Raw genomic sequence first — 17,783 nt, forward strand, 5'->3', positions numbered from 1 at the left:
GGCCCTTCGCCGCCACGTCCATTCGGGGGTCGATGACGCCCGTCACTGTTGTGGTCGGGTGGTTTGCACTAGGCTGCCCCGGCCCGTACAGTAAATGGTGCGCAAACAACGCATTTGGCGCAACAGAACGAAACACGGCGCGGGGTGGAGCAGCTCGGTAGCTCGCTGGGCTCATAACCCAGAGGTCGCAGGTTCGAATCCTGTCCCCGCTACCAAGTAGTCCGGCGGTTCACTGAGGTGAGCCGCCGGACTTTTTGTGCCCGCCCGATCCGTTGGTCCGTCCCGGGCGGTGGTTCGGTGCCGGGGCGTCGGTTCTGGCGGCGTTCGGGATCGTCCGTTGTCGCTCCGCGGCATGTCACACGACCGGGGACGCGTGGGCGTCACGGGACGGGCGTACGTGGCTGGTTCGCGTGGTCGGTTGTTCGTGGGCGGAATCCGTTCGTGTGGGATGTTCGTGCACGTCAGAGGACTGTGATGGGTTGAGGGTGCCCCGGTGTTCATGACTGATTCAGGCCATGTAGAGTTTCCCTTACAACAGAACGAAACACGGCGCGGGGTGGAGCAGCTCGGTAGCTCGCTGGGCTCATAACCCAGAGGTCGCAGGTTCGAATCCTGTCCCCGCTACCAAGTAGTCCGGCGGTTCACTGAGGTGGACCGCCGGATTTTTTGCGCCCGCCGACCCGTCGGCTCGGTGTCGGTGCGCCGGTCCCGGCGAGTGTTCGCGGTCGTCCTCTGTCGCTTCGCGGCAGTCCGCATGACGCGCGGTCCGCATGACGCGCGGGACGGGCGCACATGGACGGTTCGCGTGGTTGGTTGGTCGCGGGTGGAGTTCGGCCGAGTGGTGGTTCGTGCACGTCAGAGAGCTGTGCGGAGTTGGCGGCGCCCCGGTGTTCATGACTGATTCAGGCCATGTAGAGTTCCCCTTACAACAGAACGAAACACGGCGCGGGGTGGAGCAGCTCGGTAGCTCGCTGGGCTCATAACCCAGAGGTCGCAGGTTCGAATCCTGTCCCCGCTACCAAGTAGTCCGGCGGTTCACTGAGGTGGACCGCCGGACTTTTTTGCGCCCGTCGTGCGAGTTGTCCACGACGGTCCCGTCCCGATTCGGGCCGCGATTCTGTTCGGTAAGGGCTTCCGCTTTCCGGCTCGTCCGCGGCGCCGAGCGGGCGGATCCCGGGCTGCTCGTCCGGTTGTCGGGTCGCAGGGGTCGTTACCCCGCGTAGTGAACCGGATCGTCGCAGTGGCAGGGCCGATTCGAGTCCCAAGATCGCCCGTACGGGCGAGCATGGGCCTGAGTGGACGCTCGGCGGGCGTCATTGACTCCGGCGGGTGATCATCGGACGGGTCCCGGAATGGAGTAGGCGTTCGGCCAGTCGGCCGAGCCGATCTTATGCCACTGTGGACAGATGCCGCGACCACTGTGGACAGCATCTCGCAGTCGTGGCACCGTTGGGGTGTGACCGAGCTGAATGCGACATCCGCCGCCCTGTTGGGGCTCCTGCACGAAGGTCCGAAGACCGGTGGTCAGCTGGTGGCCGCTGCTACCGAGCGCTTCGGCGGTTTCTTCAGCGTGACCCGCAGTCAGGTGTACCGGGAACTGCCGGCCCTGACCGAAGCCGGACTGCTGCGTCTGGGCAAGCAGGGGCCGCGCTCAAGTCAGCAGTACGCGATCACCGCGGCAGGCAAGCGTGCCTTCAAGTCGTGGTTGAACACCGAGCCGGGGCCGGACAACGTCCGCAGTCCGTTGATCCTGCGGTTGGTCCACTCCGGTGCGCTCACGCCGAAGCAACGGGCCAATCTCGTCGACTCCGCCCGCGAGCAGTACGTCGCGCAGTTGGACGAGGCCAAGAGCGCGGCGAAGGCGGCCTCCGACCCGTACGAGAAGGCAGCGGCCGATTTCACCGTTGCGCACAACCGGGCGGTCATCAAGCTGCTGGACGCGATCCCCGACTGATCCGTCAGAGCCGGAGCGGTGCGTCCGCCGGTCGGCTGCGGTGCGGCCGCGTCCGACCGGCGGGTGCCGCCCGGTCTTCCGGTGCTGCCCGCCGGTCCTGCCACGATCAGGGGTGCGCACCGGGTATCCCGCCCGTCGCGGTTCGGGTGGCCGCGCGGAACGCGACGGTTCCGGTGCGTCCGGGCCGTCCTCATGGGCCTCGGACACACCGGTCAAGTAGGGTTGAAGACTGTGAATCCCGACGTCGCGGCCGACCTCAAGGAACTGTCCACCACTCTCGAAGGCATCGAGAGCGTGATGGACCTCGACTCGCTGCGCGCGAAAATCGCGGAGCTGGAGGCCGAGGCCGCCAGGCCCGATTTGTGGGACGATGTCGAGTACGCGCAAAAGGTCAGCAGCGAACTCGTGCACCGGCAGGCGGAACTCCGCAAGGTCACCGAGCTGCGCCAGCGCGTAGAGGACCTCGAGGTTCTCTACGAGCTGAGCGAGGCCGAGGACGACGCGTCTAGCGTCGCCGAGGCCGACGAGGAGCGCGCCCGGCTGAAGAAGGATCTCGAGGCGCTCGAGGTGCGGACCCTGCTTTCCGGCGAGTACGACGAGCGGGCCGCGATGGTCACGGTCCGCGCCGAGGCAGGCGGTGTGGACGCCGCCGACTTCGCCGAGATGCTCATGCGGATGTACCTGCGCTGGGCGGAGCGGCACGGCTACCCGACCGATGTGTACGACACCTCCTACGCGGAGGAAGCGGGTCTGAAGTCCGCGACCTTCCGCGTCAACGCCCCCTACGCCTACGGGACGTTGTCGGTGGAGCAGGGCACGCACCGGCTGGTGCGCATCTCACCGTTCGACAACCAGGGGCGCAGGCAGACGTCGTTCGCCGGCATCGAGGTGCTGCCGGTCGTGGAGGAGACCGACCACGTCGAGGTCCCCGAGAAGGACATCCGGGTGGACGTCTACCGGTCCTCCGGACCCGGTGGTCAGAGCGTGAACACCACCGACTCGGCCGTGCGGATCACCCACGCGCCCACCGGCATCGTGGTCTCCTGCCAGAACGAGAAGTCGCAGCTGCAGAACAAGGCGGCGGCGATGCGCGTGCTGCAGTCCAAACTGCTCGCACGCAAGCGGGAGGAGGAGCGCGCCGAACTGGACGCGCTCAAGGACAGCGGTTCGAGCTGGGGCAACCAGATGCGCTCGTACGTGCTGCACCCCTACCAGATGGTCAAGGACCTCCGTACCGAACACGAGGTCGGCAACCCCGAAGCGGTCCTCGAAGGCCAGATCGACGGCTTCCTGGAGGCCGCCATCCGGTGGCGTCGCCAGCAGAACACCTCTTCCTGATCGGACCGCGCCCCGGACCGCTCACCTTGCTTGATCGGCCCGACCCCCGCTGAGCGGGCATTCGGTCGGTATCGAGCGGTGGTGCGACCACTGATGTGGGTGAGCGCAAGGTCGCCCGATGGGCGCGGGTAAACTCACGCCCCGTGATCCGGCTCGAACACGTGTCCAAGGCATACAAGACGTCGACCCGTCCTGCCCTCGAGGATGTCTCGGTCAATGTCGACAAGGGCGAGTTCGTCTTCCTCATCGGCCCTTCGGGGTCCGGGAAATCGACCTTCCTCCGACTCCTCCTGCGCGAGGACGTGCCCAGTCAGGGGCGTGTGTTCGTCGCAGACTGGAATGTCGCGAAGCTGCCTCGCCGCCGCGTCCCGCAGCTGCGACAGCGCATCGGGTGCGTCTTCCAGGACTTCCGCCTGCTCAACAACAAGACCGTGGCCGAGAACGTCGCGTTCGCCCTCGAAGTGATCGGCAAGCCAGCGCACACCATCCGCAAGGTGGTCCCCGAGGTGCTGCAGCTGGTCGGACTCGACGGCAAGGCCGACCGGATGCCCCACGAGCTTTCCGGCGGCGAGCAGCAGCGGGTCGCGATCGCGCGGGCGTTCGTCAACCGGCCGTTGGTGCTGCTGTGCGACGAGCCGACCGGCAACCTGGACCCCGATACGAGCCAGGACATCATGCTGCTGCTGGAGCGGATCAATCGCACCGGCACAACGGTCCTGATGGCGACTCACGACCACGGCATCGTCGATTCGATGCGCCGCCGCGTCGTGGAGCTGAGCCTCGGCGAGGTCATCCGGGACGACGCCCGCGGTGTTTACGGCGTCGGTCGTTGACCGGTTCGGCTTCCCCTTCTTCCCCCGATTCAAGCCACGAAAGCTGACACAAGATGCGCGCGAGCTTCGTATTCAGCGAGGTCGTGAACGGCCTTCGCCGAAACGTCACGATGACCATCGCGATGATCCTGACGACAGCGATCTCGGTCGGCCTGCTCGGCGGCGGTCTTCTGGTGGTCCGGATGATCGACTCGATGCAGGACGTCTACCAGGACCGGGTCGAGGTCGTCGTGTTCATGACCGACGACGTCAGTGCCAATGACTCCGAATGCAGCCAGCAGCCCTGCGCGGGCATCCAGTCCGAGCTGTCCAACGCCTCCGGTGTGGCGTCGGTGCGGTACGAGAACCGCCAGGAAGCGTTCGAGAACTTCAACAAGGTCTTCGAATCGCAGCCCGAGCTGCGCAACGTCGCTCGCGAAGAGGCCATGCCCGCCTCGCTGCGGGTGAAGCTGGACGATCCCGATCGCTTCGAGGTCATCAAGCAGAAGTTCGAGAATCGGGCCGGCGTGCACAGCGTGGTCGACCAGGCCGATTACCTGGACCGACTGTTCAACGTGCTCAACGGGGTGCGGAACGCGACCTTCACGATCGCGCTGGTGCAGGCGATGGCAGCGCTCCTGCTGATCTCCAACACGATCCAGCTCTCGGCGTTCACGCGGCGAACCGAGACCGGCATCATGCGGTTGGTGGGTGCGACCCGCTGGTACACGCAGTTGCCGTTCCTGTTGGAAGCGATGGTTTCCGGACTCATCGGCGCGTTCCTCGCCATTATCGGTCTGCTGATCTCGAAGGCGACCTTCATCGACAGCGTGATGGCCCCGATGTTCAGCACCGGCATCATTCCCGAGATCGGCTATACCGACATCGCGGCCGTCTCGCCGATCATGCTGCTGGTGGCCGCGGCGATCTCCTCGATCACCGGTTACCTCACATTGCGGCTCTACGTGCGGTTGTAGCGGGCGCTGCTCGTAGCGGATGCGCACGGCCGGGGCGGTGGACCGAGGGTTCACCGCCCCGGCCTTTTGCGCGCGCGGTTCGCCCTCCGGTGGGCGCTGTGCAATTGAATTGACCAGAGGTTCTAAGGTGCAGGTATGGCGAAGGAACGCGGCCGCAAGCTGATCGCGCAGAACCGCAGGGCGCGGCACGACTGGACAGTGCTCGACACCTACGAGGCGGGTATCGCGCTGACCGGCACCGAGGTGAAGAGCTTGCGGCAGGGCAAGGCGTCGTTGGTCGACGGCTTCGCCACCGTGGACGAGGGCGAGGTGTGGCTGCGCAACGTCCACATCCCCGAGTACACGGAGGGCACGTGGACGAACCACGAGCCGCGACGTTCGCGCAAGCTCCTGCTGCACAAGCTCGAGATCATTCGACTGGTCGGCAAGATCAAGGAGACCGGGCTGAGCCTGGTGCCGATGTCGCTGTACTTCTCCGACGGCAAGGCCAAGGTGGAGCTGGCGCTGGCCAGGGGCAAGAAGGCGCACGACAAGCGCCGAGACCTCGCCCAGCGCGATGCCGAGCGGGAGATGGCGCGCGCCATCGGGAGGGCCCGCAAGGGCAAGCGGTGACGCCGACGGAAATCGGGCGCCCGGTGGCGGACCCGTCGATCCCGAAGTGGGTCGCCGAGCTCGGCCTTCCGGGACTGGTCGACATCCACACGCATTTCCTGCCCGAGCGGGTGCTGCAAAAGGTGTGGGGATACTTCGATCGGGCCGAAGCCCACTACGGCATGAGCTGGCCGATCTGGTACCGGCACGAGGAGTCCACCCGGCTGCGGATGCTGGAGGACTTCGGCGTGCGGACGTTCGCGCCGCTGGTGTACGCGCACAAGCCGGGCATGGCCGAGTGGCTGACGAGCTGGGCGCTGGACTTCGGCAGCCGGACTCCTGGCGCGGTCCCCACGGCCACGATGTTCCCGGAGCCGGGCGTGGCGGATTACGTGGCGTCTGCCGTTCGTTCGGGGGCGCGCTGCGTGAAGGTGCACGTCCAGGTCGGCGGCTTCGATCCGCGCGATGAACTGCTCGACCCGGCGTGGGGTCTGCTGGCGGAGGCGGAAGTACCGGTCGTGGTGCACTGTGGTCATGGCCCGCTGCGCGGTGCCCACACCGGACTCGACGTGTTCGCCGAGGTGCTGCGCAGGCACCCGCGGTTGGTCGCGGTGCTCGCCCACGCGGGAATGCCGGAGTACGAGACCGCGTTGAACCTGGTGGACACGTACCCGCGGGTTCATCTGGACACGACGATGGTGGGCGTGGCCTTCACCGAAGCGACCGCCCCGCTACCGCCGGACTGGTCGGCCCGGTTGGCCGAGCGAGCGGATCGGGTCGTGTTGGGGACCGATTTCCCGAACATCCCGTATCCGTACGCTCGTCAGTTGGCAGCCATCGCGGAGTGGGCGGCCACCGATGACCGCCTTGGTCAGTGGTTTCTCCGGTCGGTGTTGTACGATGCACCGGCCCGGTTGATCAATTGCTGATCTTTCGGGGGATGTGGGAATGATCGCGGGGGCATGGGCGTTATGCTTGGTGTCAACGCAGTGCGCCCTTCGAGGACGGGCGCTGACGAGGGGGTGAACGGTTTCGACTCCGTACGTTGATCCGAGGGAAGCGTGCCGGTGTAGGACGGATGGCCACCGCAAGCGTCGCCGTCAACTAATAAGCGCCGACAAGAGTCAGCGCGAGTTCGCCCTCGCTGCCTGAGCGAGGAGCAACTCTGTCGGACCGGGAAAGCCTCCGTCCCGGAATCCGGCATCATCTAGGAGGCTTTTACCGCCAGTTCCGGTCGCGGGAACTGGTGGGACATCAAACAGCGACTGGGCTCGTCACACCGGCTAGTTCGCGAGACCGGTGGAGTCAAGCAGAGGCATAGCGGACTGCGCACGGAGAAGTCTTGGTGAAGCGACGGAGGACCCGGGTTCGATTCCCGGCACCTCCACCCTCATAGCCCTGACCGGCGGTTTTCGCCGGTCAGGGCATTTTTGTTCGGTTGCCGCGGCTGTCAGCCGTGAGCTCGCATTCTGCGGGCCGGCACCGCGTGAAGGCGGCCCAATGGCCGGATTCGGAGCTTCACGGGACTCGGTCGGTGGAGGTTTCGACCGTCCGGCACGGGGAGCGCGCCGGATGTGCGGCCTCTCGGGAACACTTCTCGGTGTCCCTCTCGGACGCAGCGGCCCCCGGCACAATGCATCGGCCTAACGCGTTCGGGTTACAAAACTGACCAGTGCGGGATACGGTTCGATCATTGAAGCCCCTGGGCTGACGCGTGCCCCTGGTCACCGTCGCCGGGTCCGAACGCGACGCTGGTGCACCCACGGTGATCCGCTCCGCACCGTCGGCTCAACAGCGGTAACCCGGAGATCTCATTACGATATGGGTCCGACCATGGGCGTTTTCACCGCTTTGGGTCGAAACTAGCCTGCATAGTCGTTTGAAAGCGGGTGCCGAGGACGCCACTCGTGAATGGTCCGGGCGTTCAACGGGTTCGCCGAGGGGCATGTCGTTGACCGAACAGTAGGTGACCTGGTGATGAAGCAGTATCTGAGAGAACATACGAACCCACCGGTGTTCGTCGTTTCGGCGATCGTGACCGTGGCTTTCGTGCTTTGGGGCGTCCTGGCGCCCGCATCGATGTCGACGATCGCAACCAATGTGAACAGCTTCATCACGACGAACTTCGGCTGGTTCTACATCATTGCCGCGAGCTTCTTCCTGGTGTTCGTGGTGGGGCTGGTCTTCACCCGATGGGGCACGATCAGGCTCGGTCCACCGGACTCCAAGCCGGAGTACTCGAACCTCGCCTGGTTCGCGATGCTGTTCACGGCCGGTATGGGCATCGGCCTCGTGTACTACGCGGTGAGCGAGCCGGTCTCGCACTTCCTGGAGCCGCCGGAGGGGCCCGGTGGGACTCAAGCGGCAGCAGGCAACTCGATGAACCTGACGTTCTACCACTGGGGTCTGCACCCGTGGGCGATCTACATCGTGCTGGGTCTTTCGCTGGGTTACTTCGCCTTCCGCAAGGGACTGCCGCTGCGCCCGGCCGCAGCCTTCTACCCGCTGATCGGTAACCGGATCTACGGATGGATCGGCCACACGATCGACGTGCTGGCGGTGTTCGGCACGCTCTTCGGGCTGGCGACCTCGCTGGGCATCGGTGGGCAGCAGGTTGGTGCGGGGCTCAGCACGCTCTTCGGCATCGAGAACACCACGGGGCTGCAGGTCCTCCTGGTATTGGCGATCACCGCGATCGCGGTCGTATCGGTGATGCTCGGCATCGACAAGGGCATCCGGAACCTGTCATTGACCAACCTGTGGTTGGCGTTCGCCCTGATGCTGTTCGTCTTCTTCTTCGGGCCGTCGCTGAACCTGCTCAACTCGTTGGCGACCAACATCGGCACCTATCTGCAGAACCTCCCCCAGACGAGCTTCCAGACCTACCCGAACTCGGCGGACGGCCGCGAGTGGCAGGCCTCCTGGACGCTGTTCTACTGGGGTTGGTGGATCTCCTGGTCCCCGTTCGTGGGTATGTTCATCGCCCGCATCTCGTGGGGACGCACGATCCGTCAGTTCGTTCTCGGTGCGCTGCTCGCCCCGGTGGGTGCCTCGATGGTCTGGCTGACCATCTTCGGTGACTCCGCGATGCGTCTGCTGCTGCAGGACCCGCAGAACCCGCTGGCCGAGGCGAGCTCGGAAACCGCGATGTTCTCGCTGTTCAACCAGCTCCCGGTGGCCGGCATCGTTTCCACACTCGCCTCGGTGCTGGCGATCTTGGTGGTCGTGCTGTTCTTCGCGACCTCTTCGGACTCCGGTTCGCTGGTCGTGGACATCCTGACCAACGGTGGCGACCCGCATCCGCGCTGGCAGCAGCGGTTGTTCTGGGCGATCCTCGAAGGTGTGCTGGCGGCGGTGCTGTTGGCTGCCGGTGCGGCCAGCGGTCAGGACGCGTTGTCGGCGCTGCAAACGGCGTCGATCGTCGCGGGACTGCCGTTCTGCGTGGTGCTGCTGTTCATGTGCGTTGGGCTCGTGCGTGGCCTGTCCAGCGAGCGCATCAGCCTGCAGGTGGAGCCGAGTCCGGCCGAGCGGCTGCGGGTCAGCGCTGCCGCCGGTCGTAGCAGTGGCAGCACGGCTACCGGCACCTCGACCGGCGCGGCAGAGCGGGAAAGCTCCGGTTCGGATTCCGGGTCCCAGTCGGATTCCGGGTCCGGGTCGGGTGAGGAGAACACCTCCAACCCCTGATCGGACACCGATTCCGAGCAGTTTCGATGCCCCGGCCGCCCGTGTGGTGGCCGGGGCATCGTCGTTCGCCAACCGCGGTTTCGCCGTGGTTCCGGCCACCCCACGGCCACGGCCCCGGACCGGTGGTCGGCCAGGCGTTGCGCGGCGCGATGCGCCGGAGGCGTCGCCCAGGTGGACTCCCGAGTGGACCTGCCGAGTGGACCTGCCGAGTGGCGTTGAGGCCGACCGGGTCCGCTGCCGCGCGGGCTTGTCTCCTGGGGCGGACTCGCGCGTGGTGTGTCACTCTCGACGACGCAGCCCCCAGGGGACAGGGTCGATTTCCTCTGATGCGCGGATTCGCGCGGATGACAGGGTCGGTTCGGAGTCGGTCCCACAACCCCGGAACTGCAGCGTGCTTCGCACTCTGCGCGCGGCACTCCACGGGTCGCTTCGAACCCAACGGGAGATGATCGATGATGAGCTGGGTGACGACGGCTCACGCGCGTGGCGGCACCGGTTCGACCGCGCAGGCGTGGCCGCCGGAGGAGGCCTCGGCGATGGTCACGGCCGTCAACCGAGCGCCGTCCGTGCAGAACGCGCAGCCGTGGTCGCTCGAACTGCGGGACCGCGCGGCGGTCCTCCACGAACGGCCGGACAGCCGACTGCTGGAGCGCGACCCGAGCGGGCGGGAACAGCAGCTCGCGCTGGGGGCGGCGTTGACGAACCTCGTTCTCGCGGTGCGCAAAGCGGGTTGGTCCGCCGAGGTGCACTCGCACTACGGCGAGCACATCACCACCACGGTCGTCGCTTCCCGGCCGCGTGCCCAGACCGCGACCGATAACCAGCGCTATCGGGCGATCGTGCGCAGGGCCAGCTACCGGCGTGCGTTCGAGAACCAGCCACTTTCGCACGTCACCAAGGAAAGCCTTTACCAGGCGACCCGCTTGCCCGGAGTGTTCGCTCGCTGGGTGACGGGTGATGACGAAGTCGCCTACCTGGCCCGGGTGCTCGCCCACACGGGGCGGGTGGAGCGGAGCGATCCCGGCTACCGCTGGGAGCTTGCGGCTTGGACGGCCCAGCAGGAACGTGCCGACCGGCTCTCCGCAGCCGCGTTCGGGGGATCACCACGTTCCGCCCGGTCAGCTTCGCGGCCGCTCCGCACCGCCGCTGACTGGACGAATGAGCAACGGCTGGCCGCCCGGATCGGCGGTGAATCGCTGCTCGTGCTGAGCACCCCGGTACAGGGCAGGGACGGTCATTTGCGGGTGGGGCAGGCGATGCAGCAGGCGTGGTTGGAGGCCACGAGTTTCGGGATCGTCGGATCGGTGCTCCCGCAGCCGCTGCGCCTGCAGGAGGTTCGGGACGGGGTGGCCGAACGGCTCGCGCTTCCCGGTGCGCCGCTGGTGTTCATGCGGTTCGGCTACCCGGGGATCTCAGTGCCGCGTGATGTGCGTCGTCCGCTCGGGGAGATCTGCGTGGCCGGGAAGCGGCAGGACCCCTGAGCGGATTGGCCCGGGCACCGGCCGTGGTGGTGCGGTGCGGACGCCGGGGGGTTCGTCCCGGGATGGTGGCTTGTCGGCCGACCGCGAAGCCGGACCGGGGGCCACGGGGCGCAAGGTTTGCCTGGAGCTCAGGTCCGCTTGCAGAGCCGGGACAACGGAGCTCGTCTGATCAGCCAAGTTTGGGCAATTGGATGTCCTGCACCTGGGCGTAGGCCTCACCGGCTGGGGTCTCGTAGGTGATGTTGTCGCCCGCCTGGCATCCCACGAGGGCGCGCCCCAACGGGCTCGCGGGCGTCAGCGGCGCCGGCTCGGTTTGGTCGGCCGCATCGGTTCCGGTGAACTCGTCGCCGACCCGCATGTTCGCCACCGTCCCGTCCGGATAGCGCAGCGTGATCCGGGTGCCCTCGGGCAATCCCTCACCGGAGGGCGGCGGTTGGCCGAGGTGGTTGAGCCGGCGGGTGATCTCCTTGATCCGGTTGTTCACCCATGCCCGTTCATCCGCTCGGGCGAGAGCTTGGGCATCGTCGCCCCGGTCACCGACGTGGTCGTCGTCGGTTCCGGGCGCCAGCTCGCGGCTCTGCTCGCGCAACCGGGCCAGCTCGGCTTCGAGCTGTTCACGAGCGTCGGTACTGCGCGAGTCCTCCATGCAGTTGGATTTGCCGGTGCGGCGGCCGTTCAAACACCCGCGCACCGGTCGTGCGCGTTCGAGCCCGGGGTGCCGGTGAACCTAGCCACGGGTGCGACGGTCAGAGCACCTCGCTCACCAAGTAGTCCAGGGTGGAGAGCGGGAGCGCGCCGTGACCGAGCACGGTGTCGTGGAAGGCACGGATGTCGAAGTCCGCGCCCAACCGCTGTTCGGTCGCCGCCCGGATTCGGTCGATCTCCAACCGTCCGACCATGTAGGCCAGTGCCTGGCCCGGATACACGATGTACCGGTCCACCTCGGACTCCACTTCCAGCGGCGGCAGCGGGGTGTTCTCGATCAGGTAGTCGATCGCCTGCTGCCGCGACCAGCCGAACTCGTGCAGCCCGGTGTCGACCACGAGTCGACCCGCCCGCAGCGCCTCGAACCCCACCATGCCCAACCGGGCGAGATCGTCGGAATACAAACCCATCTCGTCGGCGAGCCGCTCGGTGTAGAGCCCCCAGCCCTCGGCGTAGGCGGTCGCCATCATCAGCCTGCGCAGCATCGGCAGTTCGTGCAGCTGCTGGGCGAGGGAGAGCTGGAAGTGGTGTCCCGGAACAGCCTCGTGGAAGGCGACCGCTTCGGCCGGATGCCTGCTGCGCTGCTCGATCCGATCGGTGTTGAGAAAGAAGGTCCCAGGCCGGGAGCCGTCGACAGCGGGTGGCATGTAATAAGCCAGGGGAGTCGACTCGTTGGGAACCCCGGGAACCGGTTCCACCACGCAGCGGCCGGACGGAATCCGGCCGAACCACCGCCCGGCCGCTTCCTCGGCGCGTTCCACGGCGCGGCGGGTCGCGTTCAACGCCTCGTCCGCGTCCGTCCAGCGCAAGTCGGTGTCCGAGCGTAGCCGCCGCATGACCTCGCCGGGATCGGACAGCCCGAAGAGGCGGTCGCCGATGGCCGCGCATTCCGCCCTGATCGATTCGACGAGGGCCAACCCGGTCCGGTGCAGCTCCGCCGGGTCGCGCTCGGTGGTGGTGTGCTCGCGGCTGAGCAGCCGGTAGATCTCCCGGCCCTCGGGCAGCCAGCACAGACCGGGGTGTTCCGCCGACCGCGCGTGCGGTGCGATTTCGTCGGCCAGCATGTTCCGGTAGGACTGCAGCGCCGGACGCACCCGCTCTTCGAGCACCCGGTCGCGATCGGCCTCCAGCGCCTCGCTGTGCAGGTCCGGGACGCGCAGCGGATCGGCCGCCGGATCGGCCAGGTGGCGGTCGAGGTGTTCCACGGCGGCATCCACCAGGTGCCGCACCGGCACCCTGCCCGCGGCGATTCCCGCTCGATGCCTGTCGGCCGCTGCCCGCACGAATCCGGGGATGCCCGCGAGCCGCACCACGAACGCGCTCGCCTGCTCGGCATCGGCGATCGGGACCTGCCCGAGATGCATCAGCAACCCGGGTACGGGAGCCAGGAAGGTGCTCGCGATGCCGTACTCCGCGCCGCGCGCGTCGATCCGGTCGATCATCGACTCGGCCTGCTGCAGGACCACGGCAAGGGTCAACCGGTCTTCCAGCGGGGATCGGGTGGTGTCCACCCGCATCGCCTGGACCCGGATGCCGTCGAGCCGTGCGCGAATGGCCTGTTCGGCCGCATCGGCGATCACCGGGAGCCGTTCGTCGCGGTCCCGGTATCCGTACAGGCTCGCTCCGACCGGATCGGCGTCGAAGACGACCGCCAGCAGCAGGTCGGCCAATTCCGAGGGTGTGGTCACACCGGTCATGGTGCCCGAGCGCGCTCCGCGTGGCCGATTGGTGGCGCATTCGCGCCGACCTCGACAATGGGCCAGGTGGACCCCTTGCACGATCCGGACGACGAAGCACTGATCCATCCGCGCCAGGCCCGCGATCTGGCGGGCCTGGTCGAAAAGGCGCGCCTGGCGTCGGGCAGGATCCGGTACGGCACGATCAGCCAGGCCGGGGCGGCGACCGTCGTGCTCAACAAGGACAACCCGCTGCCGAGCGCCAATCACGCCTGCGGGCTTTGGGGCACGCTCGCCGAGGTTGCGACGACGCTGCTCCGGCTGGAGCAGGTGTTCGCCGACGCCGACCGCGCCGAAGCCGTCGTCTACGCCTCGCCGTCAACGGTCGCCGAGATAGAGGGCATCGCCGACGACTCCGGGTGGCGGGCCGTCGAGGAGCAGGTGGTGCTGTTGCACCGCTCACCGCAGGTGTCGATGATCACCACTCGCGAAGCCGAGGACTCCGACATCACCGGGATCGCCGAGCTGATCGGGGACGAAGCGGGCCTGTCGTCGGCGGGCGAGGCCAAGCTCGCGCGCAACCTGGGGCACCGCATCGACGAACCGCGCTGCGTGCTGCGGGTCTTCGACGATCCGGAGGCCGACCGCATCGCTGGCTTCGCGCAGGGGTTCCTGGAGAAGGGCGTCGGGCTGGTCGAACAGGTGATCCTGCGCCCCGGCCGCCGTCGCAAGGGCGCCGGGCGCGCCCTGGTCACCGAGGTTGTCGACGAACTCCGGGCTCGAGGTGCCGTGCTGACCGCCGCACAGAGCGAGGAGGGCAGTGCCGACGAGCGGTTCGCGGAGGCGTGCGGGTTCGAGACGGCCTATTCGGTCACCGCGTACGCGAGGCGCGTGGACGAACTGCTGGACTGACCCCGCTCCCCGGAGGATCGCTCCGAAGCCGATCATCGCGTGCCGCGAGCGGGAACAAACGCGCCGCCGCGTGCGCTCGTACCTGACGGTGCGGCGAATCTCAGTTGACCACTCGGCGGGGCCCGCTTAGCGTGGTTAAGGAGTTGCCGCCAGGAACTTCGCAGCGCACGGCCGTCGTCCAGCGGCGTCGGGGAGCGGCTGGGCACGATGCCCGGCGAGGAGGAATGGTGTCGAGCAGCTCGACGGCGCAGGACGACAGCAAGCGCGGGATCAGCGCACTACCGCGGGAAATCTGGATCCTGGTCATCGGCAGCTTCATCGTCGCCGTGGGAATGGGCATCGTCTCGCCCGCGCTGCCGAGCTTCGCGGCGAGCTTCAACGTCGGGGTGACCGCCGTCTCGATGGTCATCAGCGGCTTCGCGTTCATGCGGCTGGCCTTCGCCCCGGTGAGTGGGCGGCTCGTCTCGTCCTTCGGCGAACGCCCGATCTACGTGATCGGCATCACGATCGTCGGCGTCAGCACCATGGCCTGCGCCTTCGCCGACAGTTACTGGCAGTTGCTGCTCTTCCGAGGGCTGGGCGGCACCGGCTCGACCATGTTCACCGTCTCCGCCGTGGGGCTGCTGATCCGCCTGGCACCGTCGGACCTGCGCGGGCGGGCCTCCGGGCTGTGGGCGACGAGCTTCCTGCTCGGCAACATCTCGGGCCCGATCATCGGTGGCCTCATGGTCGGGTACTCGCTGCGCCTGCCGTTCCTCACCTACGGAGTCGCCCTGTTCGTCGCGGCCTTCGTCGGCTGGCTGATGCTGCGCAAGTCCACATTGGTCGCCCATGACCGCGAAGGCGCGGCGGACGCCATGACGGTGCGCGAAGCCTTCGACCACCGCGCCTACCGGGCAGCGCTGATCTCCAACTTCAGCAACGGCTGGGCGGTTTTCGGGGTGCGCATCGCGCTGGTCCCGCTGTTCGTCGTCGAAGCCCTCCGTTCCACGCAGGCCATGGCCGGGGTCGCCCTGTCGGTGTTCGCCGCCGGTAACGCCGCGGTGTTGCTGCTCTCCGGACGCATCTCCGACCAGCACGGCCGCAAGCCCATGGTGCTGGCCGGCTTGGCGATCTCGGCGGCGGGCACCATCGCGCTCGGATACAGCGGATCGATCCCGTGGCTGCTGGCGTCGTCCCTGGTGGCAGGCGTGGGCGCGGGCATGCTGAACCCGGCTCAGAACGCCGCCGTCGCCGACATCGTCGGCTCCAAGAGTCGGGGAGGTTCCGTGCTGGCGGGCTTCCAGATGTCGGCCGACGTGGGCGCCATCGTGGGGCCGCTGGTCGCCGGGCTGTTGGTCGACGCCATCTCGTTCCAGGCCGCGTTCGGGGTCACGGGGCTCACCGCCGTGCTCGCCCTGCTCGTGTGGTCGCGGGCTCCCGAAACCAGGGCCGGGCGCACCGACCACGCCGCCGAGGAGATCGCGGCCGAGACCGGTCATCTGGAGGACGCGCCCGAGGTGCCGAACTCCCGCCGGGTCGGCGGCGACTGACCCGAAGGCGTTCTCGGTTGTGCGCGCCTCCGTCGGCGGGTGCTCTCCGCGCGCACCGGTAGCTCGCCGGCCCCGGAACGGCGGGTGCGCCCCCGGCGGCCGTCCGCGCCTTGGAGCGGAAGATTCGCAACGGAATCTGATCTGTCGGTTTCACCTCGTGCTCGGGCTGGGTATGTCCGCGAGGTAGCGGCGCGAAGTCGCACAACCCGGCTAGGCGATGGGATGATCAGAATGACGGCAACATTGCGTCTGCCCAAGCCCGTGACCGAAGTCTGGGACTGGCAGCTTCACGCGGCATGCAAGGACGCCAGCACGAGTCAGTTCTTCCACCCGGACAACGAGCGCGGCACCGCGCGGGCGACGCGGGACGAGCACGCCAAGGAGATCTGTCAGCGTTGCCCCGTGATTCAACCGTGCCGCGAGCACGCACTGCGCGTGCACGAGCCGTACGGCGTCTGGGGCGGACTCAGCGAGCGCGAGCGGCAGGAAATGCTCGCCGCCCGCGCGGTATAGCCGGGGGGTCCGATGAGCAGCGGAGTACTGGCGGGCGATCTGAGCGAAGCCGACCTGACTCGGGAACTCGAACACCTGCACGCGACGCGCAACGAGACCTTCCTGCACGGTTCGCCCGATGCGCTGCGCGAGCACACCGCTCGCACCTTCGAACTCGAGCAGGAATACCTGCGGCGGCATCCCGAACGCGACGTCGATCCCCGGCGCACCCGAGCGGGTGCGAGAGGAGGCGCCCACGATGGTTAGGCCGACGGCGACGCGGCCCAGGATCGTGATCATCGGTGGCGGGCACACCGGGCTGACCCTTGCGCTGCGCCTGCAGTCGAAGTTGGCCGACGGTGAAGCTCAGGTCACGGTTATCGACACCCAGCAGCACATGACCTACCAACCGTTCTTGCCGGAGGCCGCCGCCGGGTCGATCGAACCCCGGCACGTGGTGGTGCCCCTGCGGGACACGCTGCGCAAGTGCGAGGTCGTGACCGCGCAGGTGACCTCGATCGATCACGGGCGCAACAGCGTGACTGCCACGCTCGCCGACGGCACCCGGGAGCACTTCGACTACGAGATCCTCGCCGTGGTGCCCGGCTCGGTGTCCAAGGCGCTGCCGATCCCCGGTCTCGCCGAGCAGGGCATCGGGTTCAAGACGATCGGTGAGGCGATCTACCTGCGCAACCACGTGCTCTCCCGGCTGGACATGGCGGCCAGCACCTCCGATGAACGGCTGCGCGACAGGTTGCTGACGTTCATGTTCGTCGGCGGCGGCTATGCGGGCATCGAGGCGATGGCCGAGCTGGAGAACATGGCCCGCGTCGCCATGAACAACTACTCGCAACTGCGGGACGCGCGGATGCGCTGGGTGCTGGTCGAGGCGATGGGGCGGATCATGCCCGAGGTCAGCGCGCCGATGGGCGAGTACACACGGCAGCGGCTGGAAGAGCGCGGAATCGAGGTCAAGCTCGGCACCACGGTCTCCACGATGGAGGACGGGCACGTGGTGCTGTCGGACTCCGACGAGTTCGACGCCGACACCATCGTCTGGACCGCCGGGGTCAAACCGCACCCGATGCTGGAGAACAGCGACCTGGCCAGGGACGAGCGGGGACGGGTCCAGTGCACCACCAAGCTGCAGGTGCGCGGAACCAGCAACGTCTTCTCCGCGGGGGACTGCGCGGCCGTGCGCGATCTCACCAGCGACGATTCGGACGCGTTGTGCAGCCCGTCCGCCCAGCACGCCGTGCGGCAGGCCAAGACCCTCGCGGACAACATCGTGTCCCTGCTGCGTGGTCGCGAGCTGAGCGACTACCGGCACAAGCACGCTGGTTCGGTGGCCGGTCTGGGGCTGTTCCAGGGCGCAGCCGAGGTCTACGGGATCAAGCTGAAGGGCTTTCCGGCGTGGCTGCTGCATCGCGTCTACCACCTCGCGAAGATGCCGACGGCGTCCCGCAAGGCCCGGATCGCGGGGGACTGGTTGCTGGAGCTGCCGTTCCGCAGGCAGACCGTCGCGCTGGGCGAGCTGCACGACCCCAGGGCCGCTTTCGTGGAGGCCGCCAACACGCGTGGGCTGCCCAGCGAGCACGGGCACGCGGCGGGCTGACCGCTCGCGGTCGC

The 17,783-nt window shown here is 67.7% G+C and carries 15 protein-coding genes, 3 tRNA genes and 1 other RNA gene; 17 read left to right on the plus strand and 2 right to left on the minus strand.

Translation table 11 applies throughout. The features are described 5' to 3' along the window. Positions 1 to 138 precede the first annotated feature (138 nt). From ACYVAN_RS08635 to ACYVAN_RS08690, 12 genes are all read left to right on the plus strand, one after another. Positions 139 to 215, plus strand: a tRNA-Met gene (locus tag ACYVAN_RS08635). Positions 216 to 550: 335 nt separating this feature from the next. Then, positions 551 to 627: transfer RNA gene (locus ACYVAN_RS08640), tRNA-Met, on the plus strand. Positions 628 to 944: 317 nt separating this feature from the next. Then, positions 945 to 1,021 (plus strand) — tRNA-Met (locus tag ACYVAN_RS08645). 435 nt (positions 1,022 to 1,456) lie between these two features. Then, complete coding sequence (locus ACYVAN_RS08650; protein WP_460957518.1) at positions 1,457 to 1,954, plus strand: PadR family transcriptional regulator; 498 nt, start codon at positions 1,457 to 1,459, stop codon at positions 1,952 to 1,954. Between the two features lie 231 nt (positions 1,955 to 2,185). Beyond that, the gene (gene prfB, locus ACYVAN_RS08655; RefSeq protein WP_460957520.1) at positions 2,186 to 3,292 is read left to right on the plus strand and encodes a peptide chain release factor 2; all 1,107 of its coding nucleotides are present in this window, start codon (positions 2,186 to 2,188) and stop codon (positions 3,290 to 3,292) included. A gap of 143 nt (positions 3,293 to 3,435) precedes the next feature. Next, a complete protein-coding gene (gene ftsE, locus ACYVAN_RS08660) occupies positions 3,436 to 4,125 on the plus strand; it encodes a cell division ATP-binding protein FtsE (protein WP_460957522.1) in 690 nt (229 codons plus the stop codon). 53 nt (positions 4,126 to 4,178) lie between these two features. Continuing rightward, complete coding sequence (gene ftsX, locus ACYVAN_RS08665; protein ID WP_460957524.1) at positions 4,179 to 5,081, plus strand: permease-like cell division protein FtsX; 903 nt, start codon at positions 4,179 to 4,181, stop codon at positions 5,079 to 5,081. Positions 5,082 to 5,216: 135 nt separating this feature from the next. Continuing rightward, a complete protein-coding gene (gene smpB / locus ACYVAN_RS08670) occupies positions 5,217 to 5,693 on the plus strand; it encodes an SsrA-binding protein SmpB (RefSeq protein WP_460957526.1) in 477 nt (158 codons plus the stop codon). Next, complete coding sequence (locus ACYVAN_RS08675; protein WP_460957528.1) at positions 5,690 to 6,601, plus strand: amidohydrolase family protein; 912 nt, start codon at positions 5,690 to 5,692, stop codon at positions 6,599 to 6,601. Before smpB ends, ACYVAN_RS08675 begins: the two co-directional genes overlap by 4 nt. Positions 6,602 to 6,690: 89 nt before the next feature. Beyond that, positions 6,691 to 7,062, plus strand: a transfer-messenger RNA (tmRNA) gene (ssrA, locus tag ACYVAN_RS08680). A gap of 587 nt (positions 7,063 to 7,649) precedes the next feature. Next, entirely contained in the window at positions 7,650 to 9,356 is a 1,707-nt protein-coding gene (locus ACYVAN_RS08685) for a BCCT family transporter (RefSeq protein ID WP_460957530.1), read from the plus strand. A gap of 464 nt (positions 9,357 to 9,820) precedes the next feature. Further along, the gene (locus ACYVAN_RS08690; RefSeq protein ID WP_460957532.1) at positions 9,821 to 10,837 is read left to right on the plus strand and encodes a nitroreductase family protein; all 1,017 of its coding nucleotides are present in this window, start codon (positions 9,821 to 9,823) and stop codon (positions 10,835 to 10,837) included. 169 nt (positions 10,838 to 11,006) lie between these two features. Here ACYVAN_RS08690 and ACYVAN_RS08695 read toward each other — a convergent pair whose 3' ends face one another. Together ACYVAN_RS08695 and ACYVAN_RS08700 are read right to left on the minus strand one after the other, a co-directional pair. Next, positions 11,007 to 11,483 (minus strand): GreA/GreB family elongation factor, encoded by a 477-nt coding sequence (locus ACYVAN_RS08695; protein WP_460957534.1) that lies wholly within the window; start codon positions 11,481 to 11,483, stop codon positions 11,007 to 11,009. 100 nt (positions 11,484 to 11,583) lie between these two features. After that, complete coding sequence (locus ACYVAN_RS08700; RefSeq protein ID WP_460957536.1) at positions 11,584 to 13,230, minus strand: DUF885 domain-containing protein; 1,647 nt, start codon at positions 13,228 to 13,230, stop codon at positions 11,584 to 11,586. 75 nt (positions 13,231 to 13,305) lie between these two features. Here ACYVAN_RS08700 and ACYVAN_RS08705 point away from each other — a divergent pair, with 75 nt between their 5' ends. The 5 genes from ACYVAN_RS08705 to ACYVAN_RS08725 all read left to right on the plus strand — a co-directional run bounded on the left by ACYVAN_RS08705 (position 13,306) and on the right by ACYVAN_RS08725 (position 17,769). Further along, positions 13,306 to 14,130 carry a GNAT family N-acetyltransferase gene (locus ACYVAN_RS08705; RefSeq protein WP_460957538.1) on the plus strand — a complete coding sequence of 275 codons (825 nt, stop codon included), beginning with the start codon at positions 13,306 to 13,308 and terminating at the stop codon, positions 14,128 to 14,130. A 227-nt stretch (positions 14,131 to 14,357) separates the two neighbouring features. Then, positions 14,358 to 15,662 (plus strand): MFS transporter, encoded by a 1,305-nt coding sequence (locus ACYVAN_RS08710; protein ID WP_460957540.1) that lies wholly within the window; start codon positions 14,358 to 14,360, stop codon positions 15,660 to 15,662. 231 nt (positions 15,663 to 15,893) lie between these two features. Beyond that, entirely contained in the window at positions 15,894 to 16,175 is a 282-nt protein-coding gene (locus ACYVAN_RS08715) for a WhiB family transcriptional regulator (protein ID WP_460957542.1), read from the plus strand. 12 nt (positions 16,176 to 16,187) lie between these two features. After that, entirely contained in the window at positions 16,188 to 16,421 is a 234-nt protein-coding gene (locus ACYVAN_RS08720; RefSeq protein WP_460957544.1) for a DUF6158 family protein, read from the plus strand. Beyond that, the gene (locus ACYVAN_RS08725) at positions 16,414 to 17,769 is read left to right on the plus strand and encodes an NAD(P)/FAD-dependent oxidoreductase (protein ID WP_460957546.1); all 1,356 of its coding nucleotides are present in this window, start codon (positions 16,414 to 16,416) and stop codon (positions 17,767 to 17,769) included. The genes ACYVAN_RS08720 and ACYVAN_RS08725 overlap by 8 nt, the downstream gene beginning before the upstream one ends. Positions 17,770 to 17,783 lie beyond the last annotated feature (14 nt).

It is taken from the genome of Parasphingorhabdus pacifica, from assembly GCF_054779195.1.

Coding starts and splice junctions, on each gene's coding strand:
- ACYVAN_RS08715 (WP_460957542.1), top strand. CDS start 15,894: ATGACGGCAACATTGCGTCTGCCCAAGCCCGTGACCGAAGTCTGGGAC.
- smpB (WP_460957526.1), top strand. CDS start 5,217: ATGGCGAAGGAACGCGGCCGCAAGCTGATCGCGCAGAACCGCAGGGCG.
- ftsX (WP_460957524.1), top strand. CDS start 4,179: ATGCGCGCGAGCTTCGTATTCAGCGAGGTCGTGAACGGCCTTCGCCGA.
- ACYVAN_RS08725 (WP_460957546.1), top strand. CDS start 16,414: ATGGTTAGGCCGACGGCGACGCGGCCCAGGATCGTGATCATCGGTGGC.
- ACYVAN_RS08685 (WP_460957530.1), top strand. CDS start 7,650: ATGAAGCAGTATCTGAGAGAACATACGAACCCACCGGTGTTCGTCGTT.
- ACYVAN_RS08695 (WP_460957534.1), bottom strand. CDS start 11,483: ATGGAGGACTCGCGCAGTACCGACGCTCGTGAACAGCTCGAAGCCGAG.
- ACYVAN_RS08720 (WP_460957544.1), top strand. CDS start 16,188: ATGAGCAGCGGAGTACTGGCGGGCGATCTGAGCGAAGCCGACCTGACT.